Annotated in this window: 21 protein-coding genes; 2 read left to right on the top strand and 19 right to left on the bottom strand. The window is 44.4% G+C overall.

The features are described from left to right. Position 1: 1 nt before the first annotated feature. Genes gmd through ICN34_RS07285 form a run of 3 tightly spaced genes read right to left on the bottom strand, consistent with a single transcriptional unit; the run spans position 2 to position 3,679 of the window. The gene (gmd, locus tag ICN34_RS07295) at positions 2 to 1,132 is read right to left on the bottom strand and encodes a GDP-mannose 4,6-dehydratase (RefSeq protein ID WP_216121694.1); all 1,131 of its coding nucleotides are present in this window, start codon (positions 1,130 to 1,132) and stop codon (positions 2 to 4) included. A gap of 27 nt (positions 1,133 to 1,159) precedes the next feature. Next, a complete protein-coding gene (locus ICN34_RS07290) occupies positions 1,160 to 2,140 on the bottom strand; it encodes a GDP-mannose 4,6-dehydratase (RefSeq protein WP_216121691.1) in 981 nt (326 codons plus the stop codon). 24 nt (positions 2,141 to 2,164) lie between these two features. After that, positions 2,165 to 3,679 carry a mannose-1-phosphate guanylyltransferase/mannose-6-phosphate isomerase gene (locus tag ICN34_RS07285; RefSeq protein ID WP_216121689.1) on the bottom strand — a complete coding sequence of 505 codons (1,515 nt, stop codon included), beginning with the start codon at positions 3,677 to 3,679 and terminating at the stop codon, positions 2,165 to 2,167. A gap of 253 nt (positions 3,680 to 3,932) precedes the next feature. On the opposite strand from ICN34_RS07285, the gene ICN34_RS07280 reads away from it, so the two are divergent. Beyond that, positions 3,933 to 4,082, top strand: coding sequence for a hypothetical protein (locus ICN34_RS07280; protein WP_216121687.1), 150 nt, complete (start codon positions 3,933 to 3,935; stop codon positions 4,080 to 4,082). Positions 4,083 to 4,149: 67 nt separating this feature from the next. Here the strand turns inward: ICN34_RS07280 and ICN34_RS07275 are convergent, their stop codons facing one another. The 13 genes from ICN34_RS07275 to ICN34_RS07215 all read right to left on the bottom strand — a co-directional run bounded on the left by ICN34_RS07275 (position 4,150) and on the right by ICN34_RS07215 (position 11,732). Next, the gene (locus tag ICN34_RS07275; protein ID WP_216121685.1) at positions 4,150 to 4,653 is read right to left on the bottom strand and encodes an HPP family protein; all 504 of its coding nucleotides are present in this window, start codon (positions 4,651 to 4,653) and stop codon (positions 4,150 to 4,152) included. Positions 4,654 to 4,849: 196 nt separating this feature from the next. Beyond that, on the bottom strand, positions 4,850 to 5,302 hold the full coding sequence (locus tag ICN34_RS07270) for a PIN domain-containing protein (protein WP_255538599.1): 453 nt from the start codon (positions 5,300 to 5,302) through the stop codon (positions 4,850 to 4,852). 4 nt (positions 5,303 to 5,306) lie between these two features. Then, entirely contained in the window at positions 5,307 to 5,789 is a 483-nt protein-coding gene (locus tag ICN34_RS07265) for a helix-turn-helix domain-containing protein (protein WP_216121683.1), read from the bottom strand. A 260-nt stretch (positions 5,790 to 6,049) separates the two neighbouring features. Next, the gene (locus ICN34_RS07260) at positions 6,050 to 6,358 is read right to left on the bottom strand and encodes a high-potential iron-sulfur protein (protein ID WP_072583275.1); all 309 of its coding nucleotides are present in this window, start codon (positions 6,356 to 6,358) and stop codon (positions 6,050 to 6,052) included. Between the two features lie 226 nt (positions 6,359 to 6,584). After that, the gene (locus ICN34_RS07255) at positions 6,585 to 6,812 is read right to left on the bottom strand and encodes a hypothetical protein (RefSeq protein ID WP_072583276.1); all 228 of its coding nucleotides are present in this window, start codon (positions 6,810 to 6,812) and stop codon (positions 6,585 to 6,587) included. Further along, a complete protein-coding gene (locus ICN34_RS07250) occupies positions 6,809 to 7,747 on the bottom strand; it encodes a hypothetical protein (protein WP_216121681.1) in 939 nt (312 codons plus the stop codon). The genes ICN34_RS07255 and ICN34_RS07250 overlap by 4 nt, the downstream gene beginning before the upstream one ends. Positions 7,748 to 7,751: 4 nt before the next feature. Next, on the bottom strand, positions 7,752 to 8,504 hold the full coding sequence (folE, locus tag ICN34_RS07245) for a GTP cyclohydrolase I (RefSeq protein ID WP_216121679.1): 753 nt from the start codon (positions 8,502 to 8,504) through the stop codon (positions 7,752 to 7,754). A gap of 51 nt (positions 8,505 to 8,555) precedes the next feature. Next, entirely contained in the window at positions 8,556 to 8,927 is a 372-nt protein-coding gene (locus ICN34_RS07240) for an MAPEG family protein (protein WP_216121677.1), read from the bottom strand. A gap of 44 nt (positions 8,928 to 8,971) precedes the next feature. Further along, positions 8,972 to 9,604, bottom strand: a complete 633-nt coding sequence (gene plsY, locus ICN34_RS07235) for a glycerol-3-phosphate 1-O-acyltransferase PlsY (RefSeq protein ID WP_072583279.1) — start codon at positions 9,602 to 9,604, stop codon at positions 8,972 to 8,974. 42 nt (positions 9,605 to 9,646) lie between these two features. Beyond that, entirely contained in the window at positions 9,647 to 10,579 is a 933-nt protein-coding gene (xerD, locus tag ICN34_RS07230; RefSeq protein WP_216121675.1) for a site-specific tyrosine recombinase XerD, read from the bottom strand. Positions 10,580 to 10,617: 38 nt separating this feature from the next. Continuing rightward, complete coding sequence (locus tag ICN34_RS07225; protein ID WP_072583281.1) at positions 10,618 to 10,890, bottom strand: BrnA antitoxin family protein; 273 nt, start codon at positions 10,888 to 10,890, stop codon at positions 10,618 to 10,620. Continuing rightward, positions 10,877 to 11,176, bottom strand: a complete 300-nt coding sequence (locus ICN34_RS07220; RefSeq protein ID WP_216121673.1) for a BrnT family toxin — start codon at positions 11,174 to 11,176, stop codon at positions 10,877 to 10,879. The genes ICN34_RS07225 and ICN34_RS07220 overlap by 14 nt, the downstream gene beginning before the upstream one ends. Positions 11,177 to 11,246: 70 nt before the next feature. Beyond that, positions 11,247 to 11,732: a YajQ family cyclic di-GMP-binding protein gene (locus ICN34_RS07215; protein ID WP_072583283.1), complete on the bottom strand. Its 486-nt coding sequence runs from the start codon at positions 11,730 to 11,732 to the stop codon at positions 11,247 to 11,249. Positions 11,733 to 11,858: 126 nt separating this feature from the next. Here ICN34_RS07215 and murB point away from each other — a divergent pair, with 126 nt between their 5' ends. Beyond that, positions 11,859 to 12,896, top strand: coding sequence for a UDP-N-acetylmuramate dehydrogenase (gene murB / locus ICN34_RS07210; protein WP_216121671.1), 1,038 nt, complete (start codon positions 11,859 to 11,861; stop codon positions 12,894 to 12,896). 14 nt (positions 12,897 to 12,910) lie between these two features. On the opposite strand, the gene ICN34_RS07205 is transcribed toward murB, so the two are convergent. The 3 genes from ICN34_RS07205 to xseA form a co-directional block, all read right to left on the bottom strand. Then, the gene (locus ICN34_RS07205) at positions 12,911 to 13,966 is read right to left on the bottom strand and encodes a GSU2403 family nucleotidyltransferase fold protein (protein WP_216121668.1); all 1,056 of its coding nucleotides are present in this window, start codon (positions 13,964 to 13,966) and stop codon (positions 12,911 to 12,913) included. A gap of 434 nt (positions 13,967 to 14,400) precedes the next feature. Then, on the bottom strand, positions 14,401 to 16,425 hold the full coding sequence (locus tag ICN34_RS07200; RefSeq protein WP_216121666.1) for a hypothetical protein: 2,025 nt from the start codon (positions 16,423 to 16,425) through the stop codon (positions 14,401 to 14,403). 1 nt (position 16,426) lies between these two features. Next, the gene (gene xseA, locus ICN34_RS07195) at positions 16,427 to 17,647 is read right to left on the bottom strand and encodes an exodeoxyribonuclease VII large subunit (protein WP_216121664.1); all 1,221 of its coding nucleotides are present in this window, start codon (positions 17,645 to 17,647) and stop codon (positions 16,427 to 16,429) included. Positions 17,648 to 17,739: the final 92 nt, after the last annotated feature.

Raw genomic sequence — 17,739 nt, 5'->3', positions numbered from 1 at the left:
CTTAATTTTCTTTACCAACTGCTACTGAGTAGCCATGTTTCTGTAATAAAGCATGTTGTCTAGCTTGGTCCAAGTCATTAGCAACCATCTCAACAATCATTTCATCTAGAGTGATTTCAGGAACCCAGCCCAATTTCTCTTTAGCCTTCGTTGGATCACCCAATAGAGTTTCTACTTCAGTAGGACGGTAGTAGCGTGGATCAATCTGCACGATTACATCGCCAACCTTCAATGCAGGGGCTTTATCACCCTCAATGGCTGCAACAATGCCTTTTTCATTCTCCGCTTCACCCTCAAAACGCATGGTGATACCAAGCTGCTTTGCGCTACGAGTAATAAATTCACGCACGGTGAACTGCACACCAGTGGCAATCACAAAGTCATCCGGTTTGTCTTGTTGCAACATCAACCATTGCATGCGTACGTAATCTTTAGCATGACCCCAATCACGCAAAGCATCGATATTGCCCATGAATAAGAATTTCTCAAGACCTTGAGCAATATTAGCCAAGCCACGAGTCACTTTGCGAGTCACAAAAGTCTCACCACGACGCTTAGACTCATGATTAAACAAAATACCGTTACAGGCATACATGCCATAACCCTCGCGATAGTTCACAGTGATCCAATAGGCGTATAGCTTAGCTACCGCATAAGGGCTTCTTGGATAAAAAGGCGTAGTCTCTTTTTGTGGAATTTCTTGAACCAAGCCATAGAGCTCAGAAGTAGATGCTTGATAGAAACGGGTTTTCTTTTCTAGGCCCAGAATACGAATAGCTTCCAAGATACGCAATGGCCCCATTGCATCAACATCGGCAGTGTACTCAGGAGACTCAAAAGAAACCGCTACGTGAGACTGCGCGCCCAAGTTATAAATTTCATCAGGCTGACTCTCTTGAATGATGCGCACCAAGTTACTGGTATCAGTTAAGTCACCATAATGCAGAATCAAGTTTGGGTGATTAACATGGGGATCTTGATAGAGATGGTCGATGCGATCAGTATTGAATGATGATGCACGGCGTTTAATACCATGAACGACATACCCCTTTTCCAATAAAAACTCAGCTAGGTAAGAACCGTCTTGTCCGGTAATACCAGTAATAAGGGCAACTTTTGATTTCGTATTCATAGTGTTGTGAATTAGTGTTTTTATTAATTAAATTGATTGATACATTTTTTGAACTACATTAATTCCTTGGGTTGACGCTTTCCAACCAAGCTCTTTCAATGCCTTGCTTGGATCAGCGCGACCGATCGCTAAATCTGTTGGGCGGAAGAGGCTTGGATCTTGAACTACATGATCCTTCCAGTTGAGGCCGGCCTGATCAAATACTGCTTTTACAAAATCTTCCAAGGTAATTGTGGTGCCAGTAGCGATAACAAAGTCTTGTGGCTTTTCTTGTTGCAACATGAGCCACATTGCCTCTACATATTCTGGGGCCCAGCCCCAATCTCTAGAAATATCTAGGCGACCTAAGCTGAGCTTATCTTGACTGCCTTCCGAGATTCGCTTAACAGAGTGAATAATTTTTTGAGTTACAAAACGCTCTGGACGCAATGGGGATTCGTGGTTAAACAGAATTCCCGTGCAAGCAAATAGGCCATAAGCATCACGATAGTTATTTACTAACCAATAGGCTGAGCTTTTAGCAACCGCATAGGGGCTCATGGGATAGAACGGGGTACTTTCAGTTGCAGGCTCGCCCTTGGTATCACCAAAGCACTCTCCTGAACCGGCGTGATAGATCTTGATCTGCTTATCCATCATCCGACATCCTTCAAGAATATTGAGGGTGCCCATCGTAATACTCTGAATCGTTTCTGCAGGCTGCTCAAAAGAGAGACCTACAGAAGATTGACCTGCGAGATAGTAGATCTCATCAGGGTTACTTTTTCTTAATGCGACCAAGATACTGCGAAAGTCCTCAGGCACCATAGAAATATATTTAATACGATCTGCTATGCCTAATTTTTTCAGGTTACCGAAAGATGAGCCTTGGGCATCGCGCGAAGTACCGAATACCTCATAGCCTTTATCTAGCAATAGCTTGGCTAAATAACTGCCATCCTGACCGCTTACCCCACAAATGAGTGCAACACATTTACCAGTGCCGCTTGAATTATTTGATTGATTCATTGATTAATTTAGTGACTGAGCTATTTAGCGTCCGTAGTTATCTTCAAAACGGACAATATCGTCTTCACCCAGGTAACTACCAGACTGAACCTCGATGATCTCCAATGGAGTTTTTCCTGGATTAGCAAGGCGATGAGTTTGGCCCTGCGGTATATAGGTACTTTGATTTTCAGAGAGCAAAATGACTTTTTCACCATTGGTAATCTCAGCAGTACCTTTAACCACAATCCAGTGCTCGGCACGATGGTGATGCATTTGCAAAGATAGACTTGCGCCTGGCTTTACCTGAATGCGCTTGACCTTAAAGCGTTCACCCTCATCCACACTGTCATACCAACCCCAGGGCCTTGCCACCTTGCGGTGAAGATTCTTTTCTTCACGCTTTTGTTTTTCTAGCTGATTAACGATGTGCTTCACATCCTGGCTATTGGAGCGGTGTGCAACCAATACAGCATCAGCGGTTTCAATGATGACTAAGTTATCAACACCGACTGCGCTCACAAGACGGCTACTAGCATGCACTAAGGAATTGCTAGCATCACTCAGCAGTGTATCGCCAGAGGTAACATTACCTTGATCATCTTTTTTACCCACTTGCCAAACTGCATCCCATGCACCTAAGTCATTCCAGCCCGCATTGAGTTCGACCATCTTGATGCTGAACTGACTGCTTGCATTACCAGGACATTTTTCAATGACTGCATAGTCAATTGATTCGCTCGGAATCGTTTTAAAGATGTCTTTATCGGGACGAACAAACTCGGTATCACCCGCGCGATCTACCTTACGCGCAACCCAAGCAGTCTCGGTCGCACCATAAATATCGGAGCGGAATTCCTTCAAAGCGGCAAGCCAAGTACTGGCGCGCAACACAAACATGCCGCCATTCCAAAAGTAATTGCCGTTGTCTAAATAACTTTGCGCAGTCTTGGCATCAGGCTTTTCTACAAATTGCTCAACGGTGTATTCACCATGAGATCCTTGCTGGCCCATTTTCTTAATATAGCCATAACCCGTTTCTGGGGCGCTTGCCGTAATACCTAAGATGGCAATCGTCTTTGCGCTGGAGTCTGCTTTGACAACTTCGACACATTCATTGAGTGCTTTAGTAAACGCCGCACCATTTTGTATTGTTTGATCTGCCGGTGTAATGACCAAGATCGGATCAATGGGCTTGCCACTGCTATCTTTTTGCTCGCTAGCGTACAAAGCAGCCAAGCTTAATGCCGGTGCCGTATTACGACCCTCTGGCTCTAAAAGCAAAGTTGCTTGAATGCTAGGCATTTCTCGTAATTGATCCAGCACCAAGAAGCGATGCTCTTCATTGGTCACAATTAATGTGGGCCCAATATTATTCTTAGAGAGCGTATTTAAACGCTCAACTGCCTGCTGAAATAAGCTCTTGCCAGAGTCATCACCAGACAATACTAAAAACTGCTTCGGAAAGCCTGCGCGCGATAACGGCCAAAGACGTGTTCCAGACCCTCCACAAAGGATGACTGGGATAACGGTATTAGCTGACAGTTTGGTTGAGCTCATTAATGAATTAGCAAAGCATTTATGCTTTTTGTAAATATCGGATGATTTTAAAGGTTTTAAGCGGCTATTTTCATGAAACTAGGGGTTAACAATGGATTTAACTCCACTTAACCCATGATTACCCCCAAACCCAAAAAAACTCACTAGAATTATCAGCAGCGCAAGATAGCGCTATTAAGCCCAAAGCCTAGATCTTAATGAGGGTCCTTGGGGCTTAAATTCACAATGAAAACCACTTATTACGGAGTCAATCATGACAACAGGCAATATCCCCAAAATCAACTTACGCAACTCTTTGACTGAGTGCGGCCAATCCATTCGCAAAGAAAATGCCGGCAAATACCAAAACTATGGCATTAAGGACTGCAAAGCCTCAATCGCAGCCAGCAGAATCAGCAAATAAAGACTTGTCTTGAGTTATAGCTGCCTGTTATTTAGGCGGCCTATTGGGGTAAGGTTTACCGGTCAAATTACTGAAGACCGCCCCAACCAGTATTAATAACGCTGAATCCACCATCACCGGGAAAAAGGCATAGCGGTAGTGCGTTATGCCCCCCCAAAACCGCAATTAAAGCCACTGCCGCTGCTGGTGGATGCAAGCAGCGCAGCATAAACATTCCCAATATTGACAGTGCAGCAGCCATTGGTAGGGCCAATAAAGGGCTTGAAAACAGGATTGCACAACTCACCCCAACTAAGGCAGACAGAGTATTACCAGCAATAACAGCCCAAGGCTGAGCCATTGGACTACCAGGCAGAACGAAGACCAATAAAGCGCTTGCTCCCAGTGAGGCCATTAGCCATTCATCGATACCACTAAGCTCTCTAAGGTACATAGCGATAGTAATAACTAACATCAGCCCTATAAAAGCCCCGATGGCTGAACGGAAACGCTCATGCCAGGTAACCAGCGGTTGATCGCCACCCAAATAAAAGGAATAGCGCCTCGCCAGATTCCGAACGGTATTTTTCATTTCTTTACATTCACCCTTTTAATTCTGTAATTCATTAAATACTGCATTTCTACACTCTTGAGCACTTAAATGAGCTCTATTGCTTCTTTTAGCTTTGCCACTGTCGATACTAGTCCTGACCTCCCATAACTATCGAGCAATTCTTGCGCAGAGTATGGGGGATTTTTTAATCTTAAGCGTATATGCTTAATTGCCGTTAACGCTTGATAGGGAATGAGATCCAATTGATGGCAAATAAAGTCATCAGGATGAATTGCTTCAATATTGTATTGATCCAATACGTGACTTGGAAAATCTTTGACATTAAAGGTAACATGCTATCAGCATGCCCAGCAATTGCAGCAGCTAAAACATGTCTGTCATCCATGTCAGGTAGATCAAGGGCCTCAATTAAAGATTGATACTTTTCTTTTTCTACTTCCCAGTCGGGAATAGCTACCCTCTGTCTATTGCACCTCTTAAGAACCTGCTCTGGCATTAAATCAACTCTATCGAGAAGAAGGTTTCGAGTCCATTCTTCATCTATATCTTGAGACCATTTTGCAGTGAATAAACCCTCAATACAAAACTGCGCAAGGATATCGAACACATTGACTGGATACATGACATTTGCATCCAGTATTGCCGTGTATCTTGCCGTACCCGCCATCGATTTAGTAGCCTAAGTTTAATTCTTGAGCTTGATCAGCCATTTCTTGCATGGCAACCTCTCGTTCAAACCTCATCTTAGATTTGTATTCCAATAAATCCTCATACGCCACCCTTCTATGAGATCCCACCATAGTGAATCTGATTTTCTTATCCTTTAAAAGCTTGGTCAGAAATGGTCTAGAAACATTTAAGATTTGAGCCGCCTCAACAGTCGTTAACAAGTGGCCTTGAGGCACTAGAAAAATAGGCTTTTTCTCCGCCATAGAGCCAAGCACATTTGCTATTAAGCGCAACACTTTTGGCGGCAGCTCCAAGATGGGTGTATCCACTCCGATAGAATTTTCTTTTTCAGTAAGCAATGCAATCTTATTTGCTTTTGAGTGATCAAGCGCCATCATCATGCATCTTGTAGCAGAGCGCACAAGCTCAGACTCTGAATCATTCAATATTGGCTCTTCAATATTTCTATCCAATGTTGCAGACATTTTTACTCCATACGTGAGGATATCTAGTTGCAATCTTTCTTTGAAGATCTGCACTTAGTGTAATGCAACTAATTTAATAAGTGAAACAAATGAAATAACTGTACTTAAAGCATAGTTTTTCAATATGGCTACAAGAAACAAGCCGGGACTACCCTTGTACGATAGCGCCCCTTAAATAAGGTCCTTTTTGGCAATAAAAATGACCGCCTAAGCGGTCATTTTTATTCATCGGAATACCGATTGGCTTTGAGAGCTTTGAATTAAGCCTTCTTAGCGTAAGCAGAGCACCAGCCCTTGGCTGAAACTTGCTTGCCCGCAAATAAGGCACAACCGCCAGCAGCTGCATCAGCTTTACCCTGGAACAAGGCGCAGCTGCTGCACTGCTGTCCAGCAGCGTACTTAGCGTACTTTGCTTTATCTACCTTGGAGGCATCAGCCTTATAGCCCAATGCAGCAGCTTGTGGATCAGTTTCTGCAACCATAGCTTGAGCTTGAACTTTACCGTTCAAAGCCAATGTACAAGCACCAGCAGCAGACAAAATCATAAATTGGCGACGACTATTTTTCATGGATTCTCCAAAAAATAAAACAGCGAATGTTGTGCAATGACAATGCACCCTAAAAACTAAAGGTGATCATAGTGGAGAAGAATTAATCTATCCAGCTAGCATGTAAGTCCATGATTTATATGGAGATATAGATGAGAATTATTCTCAAATATTGCAATGCAAGATTGCCGGGAAAGATAAGACTTATTTCAACACCCAAAAAGAAACAAGTTACTTCGAAGAGAAGCTATTTCCAGCCCTTCAAATTCATGCAATTGATCCATTGCCTGATATGCACACCTGAGCCCGCTTCTGGGTAGTCTTCTTGGCAGTCCCTGAGGTCCTTGTTATAAGTCGCTTTATTATTCTTTGCAGGATCCTCATTTTCAGAAGGGAAACTGGAGCAAGCGATAAGCATCCCCAGCATGGAGATGATCCAGAAAGCTTGTGTTGCCCTGAATAATGCTTTTGTCATCTACTTCCCTTGCTGGCTAACTTCATGTAATTGCCATGATCTCCGCAGGCACGATTAAATGCCACCGCCGCTAAAGAATCTTTTGCACCAACTGCCCCGCCAGACTTTTCACTTTTCCCCTGAGCGGTCAGGGCATAAGTATTGCTTTGGCAATTTGCCGTAAATACATAATCCGCTTGCTTAGGAAAATCTTTATTTAAGAAGTAAGAGCTCAACCTCAATTGGCGGATATCTTTCTTGACATCAACAATAGTGACTTCATTATTAATGACTTCATAGAAAACTGGTGGTTTCGCATCGGTTGATTCAACAACTGCATCTTCCTTAGGAGGTGCTATCTGCTTATTAAGCTTTTCATCAAAGACTTCAACTGGGGCTTTCTTGGCAACGGGGGCTGGCAATGAGCTATCTTGATACAAAAAGTAATTGATGTTCTGATCATCAATAAATTTTCTGCCACATACTCGGGAACGCATATAGGCCATAGCGGTTCTTGGGGCAATCTTAACCCAGCCAGAACCATTGACTGGCTTGGTGTCGCCCACTAGAGGCGCCTTGGAAACGATATTTTGGGTGTAGAGAGTTTCTGACCACTGGTAATTGGCAAAGCAATCAATCTTCTGGCGATAAGGGCCGACGATAGTAGCGTTATACGGCGCTAGAGTATTTTTCTCTCTAGGGGAAAAGAATGCATCAAAAGTAACAATACCCTCTTCATCCTCGCTTAAGGTGTAGGGGTCATAAAACCAGACCTTAGACTGAGATTCCGCCAAAAGAATCCAAGTGCGATCCTCATAATCTTTTTGATTTAGCGCCGGAATATAAAAGAACGGTGATTCTACCCCTTCATTCATGGCCGTTTGGTAATCCTGTCGCTGAGGGCCGACTGTACAGCCAACCAGCGAGACGATTAACAGAATGAGGAGTTTTTTCATTGGCCTATTTTCGGTCAATGAGAGCCAAGAACTCACGACGCAAATTAGAGTCTTTTAAGAAGGCGCCACGCATGACACTATTGATCATCTTAGAGTCGCGGTCTTTAACCCCACGCCATTGCATGCAGAAGTGATCGGCATCCATCACGACAGCTACGCCAATAGGTTTGATCTTTTTCTCGAGCATGTCAGCTAGCTCTACTACCGCCTCTTCCTGAATCTGCGGGCGACACATTACCCATTCAGTCAAACGTGAGTATTTGGAAAGGCCAATCAAAGCAGACTCCTTGCTTGGCAATACGCCAATCCAGATACGACCCATGATGGGACATAAGTGGTGTGAGCAGGCGCTACGAACAGTAATAGGCCCAATAATCATGAGCTCATTTAAACGGCTCACATTCGGAAACTTCGTTAAGGTCGGTTGATCCACATAGCGGCCATTAAAGACCTCTTGGACATACATCTTCGCTACACGACGACTGGTATTTTGAGTATTGTGATCATTCTCAGTATCGATCACAAGACTTTCTAGAACAGCCTGCATCTTCTCCGCAACTTCATCCACCAAACCCTCTAACTCACCTGGCTTAATAAACGCAGAGATATTGTCATTCGCATGAAAACGTGCTTTTTGCGCTTCAATACGACGACGAATGACTACTGATAGTGGAGTGCCCGAATCTTCTTTGCTATTTACTTTTTTTGTCACAGCTTTACTGGCCACTTTTTTGGCTGGTGTTTTTTTAATGGGCATATAAAGTTTTTGTCTCGAATATTTTAAGAATAAGTTTTGTATTTTTTGTATTTAAATCTGGAAGAACAAGGCAACTACGCAAATCATGCCAAACAACCAAACCGTGGAACGGGTAGTTGGCCAATCAGCGATATAGCAAACAAGGTAAGCAATACGCGCAATCACAAATCCGATTGCCAGGAGATCAATTCTGTCCTGTGGGGCATGCGCTAGGGATGCAATGATGACAGCGGCAAAGAAAAAAGGGAGCGACTCAAATATATTGGCTTGAGCCGCATTGGCGCGCGCCCTAAAACCAGTTTGTTTAGCAAGCCATTGTCTTGGCATACCGTTGTCATAGCCTTCAAAGCCTTTTTTGGCGATACCGGCAGCAACATAGGGAAGTAGCCCCATAAAGAGAATGCACGCATAAGCAATAGTCATGATGGCCTTATTAAAGTGAAATTATTTGCGAGAAGTAGGAGTGCTTATTTTGGACTTTTCTTACTACCAATGCGGCTCTCAGTGCCATTGAGCAAATTTTGTATATTGCTACGATGACGCCAAATAAGTAATAGGCAAACGATCAGTAATGCAATGCCCATCGGCTGAAAGCCGAATAAGAAAACAAAATAGATTGGACCAAATATCGCAGCAGCTAAAGCTGCTAGAGATGAGTAACGCATGAACGCAGCGACAATAATCCAAGTACTCAGTGTGGCTAATCCCAAGATCCAGTTAATACCAAACAAAATACCGCAAGCGGTTGCCACACCTTTGCCACCCTTAAAGCCGTGGAATATCGGGAAGAGATGACCCAAGAACACCGCGATGACTACACCGCATAAGAGCCAGGAGCTCATGGTGGAGGTGAGGGATTCATCTCCAAGTAAAACTCGAGCCAGCATGACGGCAAAGTAGCCCTTTAGAGCATCGCCGATCAGAGTTAGCACTGCGGCTAATTTATTGCCAGTGCGCAGCACATTGGTTGCCCCAGGATTGCCCGAACCATAAGAGTGAGGATCCGGCAAGCGCATGCATTTGCTAACCACTACTGCAAAAGAAATAGAGCCTATTAAATAGGCAATCGGGATAAGCAAGAGATCTAAGGTAAGGTCCATACCGCTATCTTAAACACTTGTAGAGGGAAGTAACTCGGAAGCCTAAGAGCCACGAGGATGATGCTGTTGATGGATGGATTTAAGTCTCTCCCTGGCCACATGGGTATAGATCTGGGTAGTGGAAATGTCTGCGTGCCCTAAAAGCAGCTGCACCACCCTTAAATCAGCACCATGATTCAGTAAATGGGTGGCAAATGCATGGCGCAGGGTATGGGGTGATAGCGCCACCGGAATATTAGCCACAGTTGCGTAGCGCTTAATCAAAGCCCAGAATGCCTGACGGGTTAAGCCTGTACCAGTATGGCGACCCACAAAAACCGCATCAGTCGTTTTACCTTCCAACAAAGGAGTGCGGGCTTCTGATAAATAGCGTCGTAACCACTGCCCTGCTTCACCGCCAAAGGGCACTAAGCGCTCTTTGCCGCCCTTGCCATTGACTACGCGCACGACACCCTCATTTAAACCAAGGGCAACAGTCTTTAAAGAAACGATTTCTGAAACACGCAAGCCACTGGCATACATCAACTCCAGCATGGTGCGATCACGCAGACCTAATGGCGTTTCAATATCGGGAGCATTAAGTAAAGCAGTGACTTGATCTTCGCTTAACGTCTTCGGAAAACGGAGCGCTTGTTTAGCAGCACGTAATCCAATACAAGGATCGCTCTTGACCAAATTAATGCGGAGTGCATGACGATAGAAGCGCTTGAAAACCGTTAAGCGCCGATTAGCAGTAGTAGCTTTATCAGCACGTCGATGCGCAATATAGGCTGTGAGATCTTTTTCTGTCACTCCGTACAGATCAGCTCCAGAGTCTTTATAGAGCCACTGGGCCAATAACAATAAGTCTCTGCGGTATGCGGATAAGCTGTTTTGAGCCAAGCCATCTTCTAACCAACAAGCATCGCAGAAGCGCTCAATGGCTTCTTGACTTGCTGGGGCTATCTGATTTTGGATGTTTTTAGAGATTGGCATTTAAGATTGCATGGCTCTAGGCAGCCAAATATCAATAACTACTTAGCAACCTCTTCCAGTTTTTCTGCAAGCCATATCTTCATCAAAGATTGATATGGCACATCAAGCTTATTCGCTTGCAACTTAATATTCTCCAAAATACTCTGGGATAAGCGGAGCGATATTGAAGTGGTTGTTGGCTTCAGATTTGGCATTGTGACTCTTACAGCCCTTGACAAATCAAAATATTCTGAAGAATCACTCTTCTCCCAGAAGGCGCGCTCTTCTTTTTCACTCTTGAATTTAGGAATTGTTTTGCTAGGCTTTTTCATAGAATGCCCTCTCTTTCTTACTCATTGGCCTTGCGGAAACCACCCTAATTAAAGTGCCACTCTTTCGCAAGGTAAAAACTACGGACAAAAATTCACCAATCGAGGTAACACCAAGAGCCAAATAACGTTGCTCATCTTCGCTATGCTTCTCATCACCAGAAACCAATAGGGGCTGATTAAAGAAAATTTCTTCTGCCTCTCCTTGAGTTACACCATGCTTCTCTTCGCTCTTGCAAGCGTTTCCAGCATCCCACTGGAACCCAGTAATTCGGTGAAAATCTATCATGCATGTATATTATCATAATATACATGCACCTATAAAGCAAGGGGTCTCTTATACCCCCTCAAACATCACATTAGTCACGGAAATTATTAAAGCCTAATGGCGCTTCGGTAACTTCTTTTTTGAGCAGAGCCATAGTTTCTTGCAAGTCATCACGCTTAGCGCCAGTGACACGTACTGCATCACCCTGAATACTGGCTTGTACTTTGAGCTTGCTGTCTTTGATGATGCGGACTACCTTTTTAGCCAGGTCTGAAGTAATACCCTTTTGGATCTTCATAGTCTGCTTGCGCTTATCACTGCCAATAGTTTCTGTTTTGTCATCTTTGAGATAACGCACGTCCACATTGCGCTTAGCCATTTTGCTAATCAACACATCACGCACTTGGCCTAATTTAAAGTCGTCATCGCCAAACAAGATTAAAGTTTCATCCTTTTGCTCTACACGGCTATCGGAGCCCTTAAAGTCAAAACGATTGGTAATTTCTTTATTAGATTGCTCGACAGCATTTTTGAGTTCAATCATGTCCGGCTCACAAACTACGTCAAATGTTGGCATTTTTACTCCCTATATTTTTTGGTAAATATTCAAGCAATCTTCATATTTTCTAGATATTTTGGAGACTTTTACAAGTTTTGCACCTAAAAAATATTCGCTAGATTCTTTTACGAATAAGATTGTGGCATGAACCGTGCTCAAAATGCGCCCTTGCCAGCAAAATCAATCCCTAATTTGGGTTTGAAGCAGCGCAATACCTTTGGCTTTGAGGCCAGTGCGGAACTGGCATATGAAATTACCGCGTCCGAGCAAATTCCGGGAGTCATCTCCGATATTGCCGAGCAAAAACTAGCATGGCGTGTTTTGGGTGGAGGCAGCAATGTCATTCTCCCAGCCAAGCTGCCGGGGGCTACCCTTCTCATGAACATTGCCGGACAAGAAATTATTGCCAGCGATGCGGATGCCAGTCTTTTAGCTGTGGGTGGTGGTGTGAATTGGCATGAACTTGTTGCCTGGACCCTAGAGAATGATCTACCCGGTTTAGAAAACTTAGCGCTCATCCCTGGAACCGTTGGAGCAGCACCAATTCAAAACATTGGGGCTTACGGTGTTGAGATCGGCGATTACATCGATCGTATCGAAGCCTTTGATACGAAAGATCATGCCTTTGTCACCCTCGCAAAAGAGGCCTGCCACTTTGCTTATCGCGATAGCTACTTCAAGCAAAATCCCCAGCGCTTTATTGTGACAAAGGTCGTTTTTAGAATCCCCAAGAGCTGGAATGCACGCATTCATTACGCGGATTTAGCAAAACAATTTGCTAAAAACTCCAATCCCAGTGCAGAAGAAATTTTCCTAGCGGTTTGTAAGATCCGTACACATAAATTGCCTGACCCGAAAGTAATCGGCAATGCAGGTAGCTTCTTTCAGAATCCGATTGTTCCAAATGAACAATATGAAACTTTGCTCCAATCCCATGCTAACCTAGTGTCATATCCCGACGCACCAGGCAAGCGCAAACTGGCAGCTGGATGGCTCATTGATCAATGTGGTTTTAAGGGTCAGCGCATGGGCTCGGTCGGCGTTTATGAAAACCAAGCACTGGTGCTAGTCAATCATGGTGGCGGTAGTGCTCAAGACATTCTTGGTCTTGCTAAATGCATACAAGACAAAGTACGCGCAGAGTTTGGAGTCAGTTTACAGATTGAGCCAAATATTTTCTGAGCTAGATTTAAAATCTATCTCACATTTGCTAGATCTAATAGTTCTGGATACTGCTTTAGCAATGCAGTCTTACCTTGGTTTAAGCGTCTTACCCAACCAGGACCACGTGAAATTGCATCAGTCCATGCCTGCCTCACTAAATCACCATTACCTCCGTCAAATAGCACTTTGAAAATTGCTGCAGCTTGACCCAAGTCCTTGTTTGCTTTTACACGCTCATTAATAGGGCGCTCCCCATAAACAATTAACTTATGTATTGCGTAACGCTCAGGGGCCGGGATATTCACAATACAAGCACCACCCCCCTTAGATAAGAGAACAGCCTGCGTGGTACTTACCAGGGAAAACTCCATAAATTTTAGGCATTCCAGAGTCAGACCCAATTCAGGCAACACTACCGGCCCACCACTTCTAGTTTGTGGAGTTACAAAATCTAGTCGCAACTCTGGGTCCTTAGGATTTCGATATTGTGCGCCTGTTTTTCCTGAAAACTCAGCAATTGGCAACAGCCCCATCTCCAAGGAATTTAAAGCATCGTGCACCGAGATTTTCACATTTGCACCCAGCGCAATTGAAACATTTTTTCCCGCATGGGCAAAATCTACATCCATCGTTGTATTAGATGTTAACCATTTCACACCCAACATATTTCCCATAGCAAGAAATGCATGCGTCCCAATTAATATCCCACCGGCACTAAAAAAACCATACTGCCGCAAACGATTCACTACGCGAAAGTGCTTAGTTAACGCAGACCCACAGCCAAGCACCTCCGCAGATTGTGCCAACCCTTTAATCCTACTTAAATAATCTCCCGTCTTCAAAGCTTGATATTTTTCAATGAGGTGAGTCACGCGCTGATCTTCAGGACCTACGTAAGCCATACGACCTACGCCATCAATATCACGATAGCCGTAATAAATATAGGCTTTACCTTTTTGAACCTGCTTGTGAAATGCACCCGGCAATTCTTTAAATTGATCAATATTTTGAATGCGTAATTGATCCTGCAGTTCGGCATAAGCCGTTTGAGCGGATAAGGAAAGTGGTTCATATAGCTTGGTACTCATGTTGTTATTATACAATAAATTATTTGTATAATAACCATTATCCTGCATGGCTTACAAGGTCATTTAGCCTGCTAATATAACCTTTTGTCCCTTATCTAGAACCATCATTTAATAAGGTTAAAGATTTTTGGATAAATCTAGATAAGCTCATTTTTAAAATAAAGGTCCTCATTGAGATATCCAGCGGTATTAACTAAAAATGGTCCCAAGATTCTGGTGACATTCATTGACATTCCAGAGGCGATTACTTTCGGAAGAAATAAATCTGACGCCCTAAAACATGCGGTTGATGCACTTCAAACAGCATTGTCATTTTATTTGGAAGCTCAACTGCCATTACCAAAGGCTAGCAGATTGAAGCGGGGGCAAAAATTAATCTGCGCTTGCAAATCACGTATTAATTTCCACCCCAAATACTACTAAAACCAAAAAAATTATGGCGCTTGTGCTGGACCCAGACTTGGCGCTTTAGTTGGAGCAGCAACCCCAACAAATATCACCATGCCATCACCACCAGGATTGGCATCATTTGGGTTTACATCATTAAAGGCGCTTGGTTTCCAATTATTCGCAGCCCAAACATTGCCGGCCATATCTGTATTTACTGAAGTCAATCGCATCAAGGGTAAGTAGGATGGGGGTGAGCCTGTTCCGTATAAAGGTTGCCCAGAATTCAGTAGGACCTGGCTACCTGCAGATGGGAGGGTGTAGCCAGTGCTTGGAGTGATTGCCGATCCCATTGCTAAACCTGTAGGGCAATTTGATGTTGCGCCACAGAGTTGCACAATGCTATAGCGTGCGCTAGGGGATGCAGTTCCAAAATTGGCAACCCAGACATTTCCCTTTGCATCTAATGAAATGCCCCATGGACCATTAATCCCTTGTCCTGTGTAAGTTCCGACAATCGCGCCACTTGAATTGATTGCATAAACAGTAGAAGTGGAGCCTGCTGCAACCCAAGCATTACCCAGTGAGTCTACGGCCACACCTTTTGGATTGCTGCCGCTTGGCAGTGTGACTGTAAATAATTTTGAGATTCCGCCATTGCTATAGCGCAACTTAGACACTGTATCTGACCCTGTGTAAGTAACCCACGCATATCCATCAGTAGTGATCGCTATGCCGAATGGCTCTGTATTGCTATCTACATAACTAACAGGATTAGTAGTCTGATTGGGATAAACAACAACTGCATTGTTACCGTAACTCGCCATCCAAATATTATTAGATTGATCGACTGCAGTTCCCTGCACTCGCAGCAATCCAGCGGTATATCCAGCATCTGAAGAAATGGGTACACCAACTGATGATAATTTTGCTACCGCTCCGCTGGTGGGGACATTATTGCCCCATCCAAAACTGCCTGACCAAATAAATCCAAGCTTGTCTATCGCAATCCCAAATCCTGAACCCAAAATACCGCCGCCAGTAATAGGTGAGCTTGGAGTATTGGAAGCCCCATTAGCAGGCAGGCCATTGGGCTTCAGAACAACCAAACAATTGGCGGAGTTGGGTGTTCCTTGAATCACATTGTTATTAATCCACGCATAACCCTTGGTATCAAACGCCACATTAGCTGGGCCACCAAAAGGGTAGGTGCTGCTGCCGGTGTTATTAACCTTGACCGCCATTGTCCAGGCATCGAGCTTTTGTAGTGGTGCGGAGGAATTTGGCCCCTGGTTAGCAGTAAGCGCTGGCGTATAGCTTATCACCACACTGCCTAAGTTATAGATACCGCTGACATTGACTGCAGGATTTAAAGCGATATTGACGATCGCCTGCAAGGTATTCGTAGGTGTAATGCCACTTGTAGAAGGAGTTAGGGCAAATAAATTCGTGCACGCATTAGCAAGACCTTGAGTACATCCTGCCAAGACATTAGCCAAAGTACCAAGCGCACTCCAGGTATTGGTTTCATAACCGTTAGGCGAAGTCTGAATGACTTTAGATGCAGAGCCAGATTCTGCAGAAACTAAATTTTCAGCCATGCCCGCAGCAATACTTAATGGTAGAGCACTCCCGGCTACCGAATAGTCATCACGAAATAATTGCGCAAAGGCATAAGCGGATGCCACGGTAGTGAGCTCATTAATGCGTACTGCAGATAACGGCCCCGTCCCTAAGCTTGCCATTAACTGGATGCTTGGAGATTTGCTAGCTACCGCATAGTAGGTAATGGGATTGCTGCTTGTATTTGCGGAATTACTGGGAACCTTGACAGAAAAATTACCAGCGCTATCCGATGTTGCCTGGGTAACAACAGATGGTGTTCCAGACTGAATTTGGTAAATCGTAACTGTGGCGCCCCCAATAGCAACTGGTGTTGATCCTCCACCTGAACTCACTACACCATTAATGACAGTGCTGTTACCGGAACCACTGCTTGGACAACCCGTCAGCATTGCAATCAAGAATGATGTACACGTTAATGCAATCAACCTTAAGATTAGTAGCTGCATATTATTTTTGTTCCGCTGGATTTACTTCTGAAAATTCTACATCTACCTGCCCTTCGGCTAGACGTATTTGATAACTATTACTTACGTTCAACTCAGATGGTTTACGAATGGCGTGCAGCCCTTCTTTTTCTTTACTCAGGATCACCGCATAGCCACGCTCTAGTGTTCTCTGTGGGTTCAACATTTCTAACTGGGATTGATAGTGCGATTGATTGCGCTTCCAATTTTCCATACGCACAGACCAGGCCTGGTTCAAACGTTGCTGCCACCCTTGAATTTGCTCCCTCATCCGATCTGGATTAGGCAAGGCATGACTCAAGCGAAGTGCTAGTTGATCTAGGGTTTGCGCCTCGCGCTCAACTCGTTGGTTAATCCGTTGGAGCAGTGCCTGCATGATGGCATCAAGCTCTTGCAACATTTGATCTCGTCGAGGTGCCGCTAGCTCTGCAGCGCCCGTCGGAGTTGGGGCCCGTAAGTCTGCAACAAAATCCGTAATCGTGAAATCGGTTTCATGTCCAACACCACTCACTACTGGTATTGATGAGTCTGCAATCGCATAAGCCAGTTGTTCATCATTAAATGCCCACAGATCTTCAATGCTGCCTCCACCGCGTACTAACAAAATCACATCTACTGCTTTTTCTTTTTCGGCAGCTTTAAGTGCGGCAATCATTCCGGCGGGTGCATCAGGGCCTTGAACCAAGGTTGGATAAATCACAATCGGAATATGCGGCGCTCTTCTCGCTAAAGTACTCAGCACATCTTTGAGTGCTGCTGCTTGCGGTGATGTGATGATGCCGATTGATCGCGGATGCGTTGGTATCTCGCGTTTGCGCTCATCATCAAACAAGCCTTCTTTGGCGAGTTTGGCCTTCAACTTTAAGAAGGCTTCATATAGACCGCCCATTCCAGCGCGTCGCAAAGTCTGAATCGTGAGCTGAATATCCCCACGAGGGACATACATGCCTAGGCTGGCGCTGACTTCTACCAAATCCCCCGATTGCGGCATGAACCCAACCTGGCCGTTGCGACCACGGAACATGACGCAACGGATCTGACCTTCCGCGTCTTTTAACGAGAAATACCAATGCCCGCTGTCATAAGCCTTGAAGTTAGAAATCTCCCCGCTCACCCAGACCGCATCGAAACGGTCCTCTAAAGAGGCAGCAATGGCGCGGTTTAGATCGCCAACACTCAGAATTTCCCTTGATATTTCCGACATTTTTTCTCTTTAATCTCACAACCATCTGGTTTAGGCGCCAATAAATATCCACAGATACAGATTCACTTTAGGTTTCATGCTTATAAGTAAGT

Source organism: Polynucleobacter sp. Tro8-14-1 (genome assembly GCF_018881655.1).
In the GTDB taxonomy this organism is placed as follows: Bacteria; Pseudomonadota; Gammaproteobacteria; order Burkholderiales; family Burkholderiaceae; genus Polynucleobacter.
Note: the sequence above shows the minus strand (reverse complement) of the source record. Positions and strands in the feature narration are given on the sequence as shown.

Excerpts from the sequence above, each read along its gene's own strand:
- ICN34_RS07240 (WP_216121677.1), bottom strand. The coding sequence starts at position 8,927 with ATGACTATTGCTTATGCGTGCATTCTCTTTATGGGGCTACTTCCCTAT.
- folE (WP_216121679.1), bottom strand. The coding sequence starts at position 8,504 with ATGCCCATTAAAAAAACACCAGCCAAAAAAGTGGCCAGTAAAGCTGTG.
- ICN34_RS07270 (WP_255538599.1), bottom strand. The coding sequence starts at position 5,302 with ATGGCGGGTACGGCAAGATACACGGCAATACTGGATGCAAATGTCATG.
- ICN34_RS07220 (WP_216121673.1), bottom strand. The coding sequence starts at position 11,176 with ATGATAGATTTTCACCGAATTACTGGGTTCCAGTGGGATGCTGGAAAC.
- ICN34_RS07250 (WP_216121681.1), bottom strand. The coding sequence starts at position 7,747 with ATGAAAAAACTCCTCATTCTGTTAATCGTCTCGCTGGTTGGCTGTACA.
- ICN34_RS07265 (WP_216121683.1), bottom strand. The coding sequence starts at position 5,789 with ATGTCTGCAACATTGGATAGAAATATTGAAGAGCCAATATTGAATGAT.
- murB (WP_216121671.1), top strand. The coding sequence starts at position 11,859 with ATGAACCGTGCTCAAAATGCGCCCTTGCCAGCAAAATCAATCCCTAAT.
- ICN34_RS07290 (WP_216121691.1), bottom strand. The coding sequence starts at position 2,140 with ATGAATCAATCAAATAATTCAAGCGGCACTGGTAAATGTGTTGCACTC.
- ICN34_RS07225 (WP_072583281.1), bottom strand. The coding sequence starts at position 10,890 with ATGAAAAAGCCTAGCAAAACAATTCCTAAATTCAAGAGTGAAAAAGAA.
- gmd (WP_216121694.1), bottom strand. The coding sequence starts at position 1,132 with ATGAATACGAAATCAAAAGTTGCCCTTATTACTGGTATTACCGGACAA.
- ICN34_RS07285 (WP_216121689.1), bottom strand. The coding sequence starts at position 3,679 with ATGAGCTCAACCAAACTGTCAGCTAATACCGTTATCCCAGTCATCCTT.
- ICN34_RS07260 (WP_072583275.1), bottom strand. The coding sequence starts at position 6,358 with ATGAAAAATAGTCGTCGCCAATTTATGATTTTGTCTGCTGCTGGTGCT.
- ICN34_RS07280 (WP_216121687.1), top strand. The coding sequence starts at position 3,933 with ATGACAACAGGCAATATCCCCAAAATCAACTTACGCAACTCTTTGACT.
- ICN34_RS07215 (WP_072583283.1), bottom strand. The coding sequence starts at position 11,732 with ATGCCAACATTTGACGTAGTTTGTGAGCCGGACATGATTGAACTCAAA.
- xerD (WP_216121675.1), bottom strand. The coding sequence starts at position 10,579 with ATGCCAATCTCTAAAAACATCCAAAATCAGATAGCCCCAGCAAGTCAA.
- ICN34_RS07205 (WP_216121668.1), bottom strand. The coding sequence starts at position 13,966 with ATGAGTACCAAGCTATATGAACCACTTTCCTTATCCGCTCAAACGGCT.
- xseA (WP_216121664.1), bottom strand. The coding sequence starts at position 17,647 with ATGTCGGAAATATCAAGGGAAATTCTGAGTGTTGGCGATCTAAACCGC.
- plsY (WP_072583279.1), bottom strand. The coding sequence starts at position 9,604 with ATGGACCTTACCTTAGATCTCTTGCTTATCCCGATTGCCTATTTAATA.
- ICN34_RS07275 (WP_216121685.1), bottom strand. The coding sequence starts at position 4,653 with ATGAAAAATACCGTTCGGAATCTGGCGAGGCGCTATTCCTTTTATTTG.
- ICN34_RS07255 (WP_072583276.1), bottom strand. The coding sequence starts at position 6,812 with ATGACAAAAGCATTATTCAGGGCAACACAAGCTTTCTGGATCATCTCC.
- ICN34_RS07200 (WP_216121666.1), bottom strand. The coding sequence starts at position 16,425 with ATGCAGCTACTAATCTTAAGGTTGATTGCATTAACGTGTACATCATTC.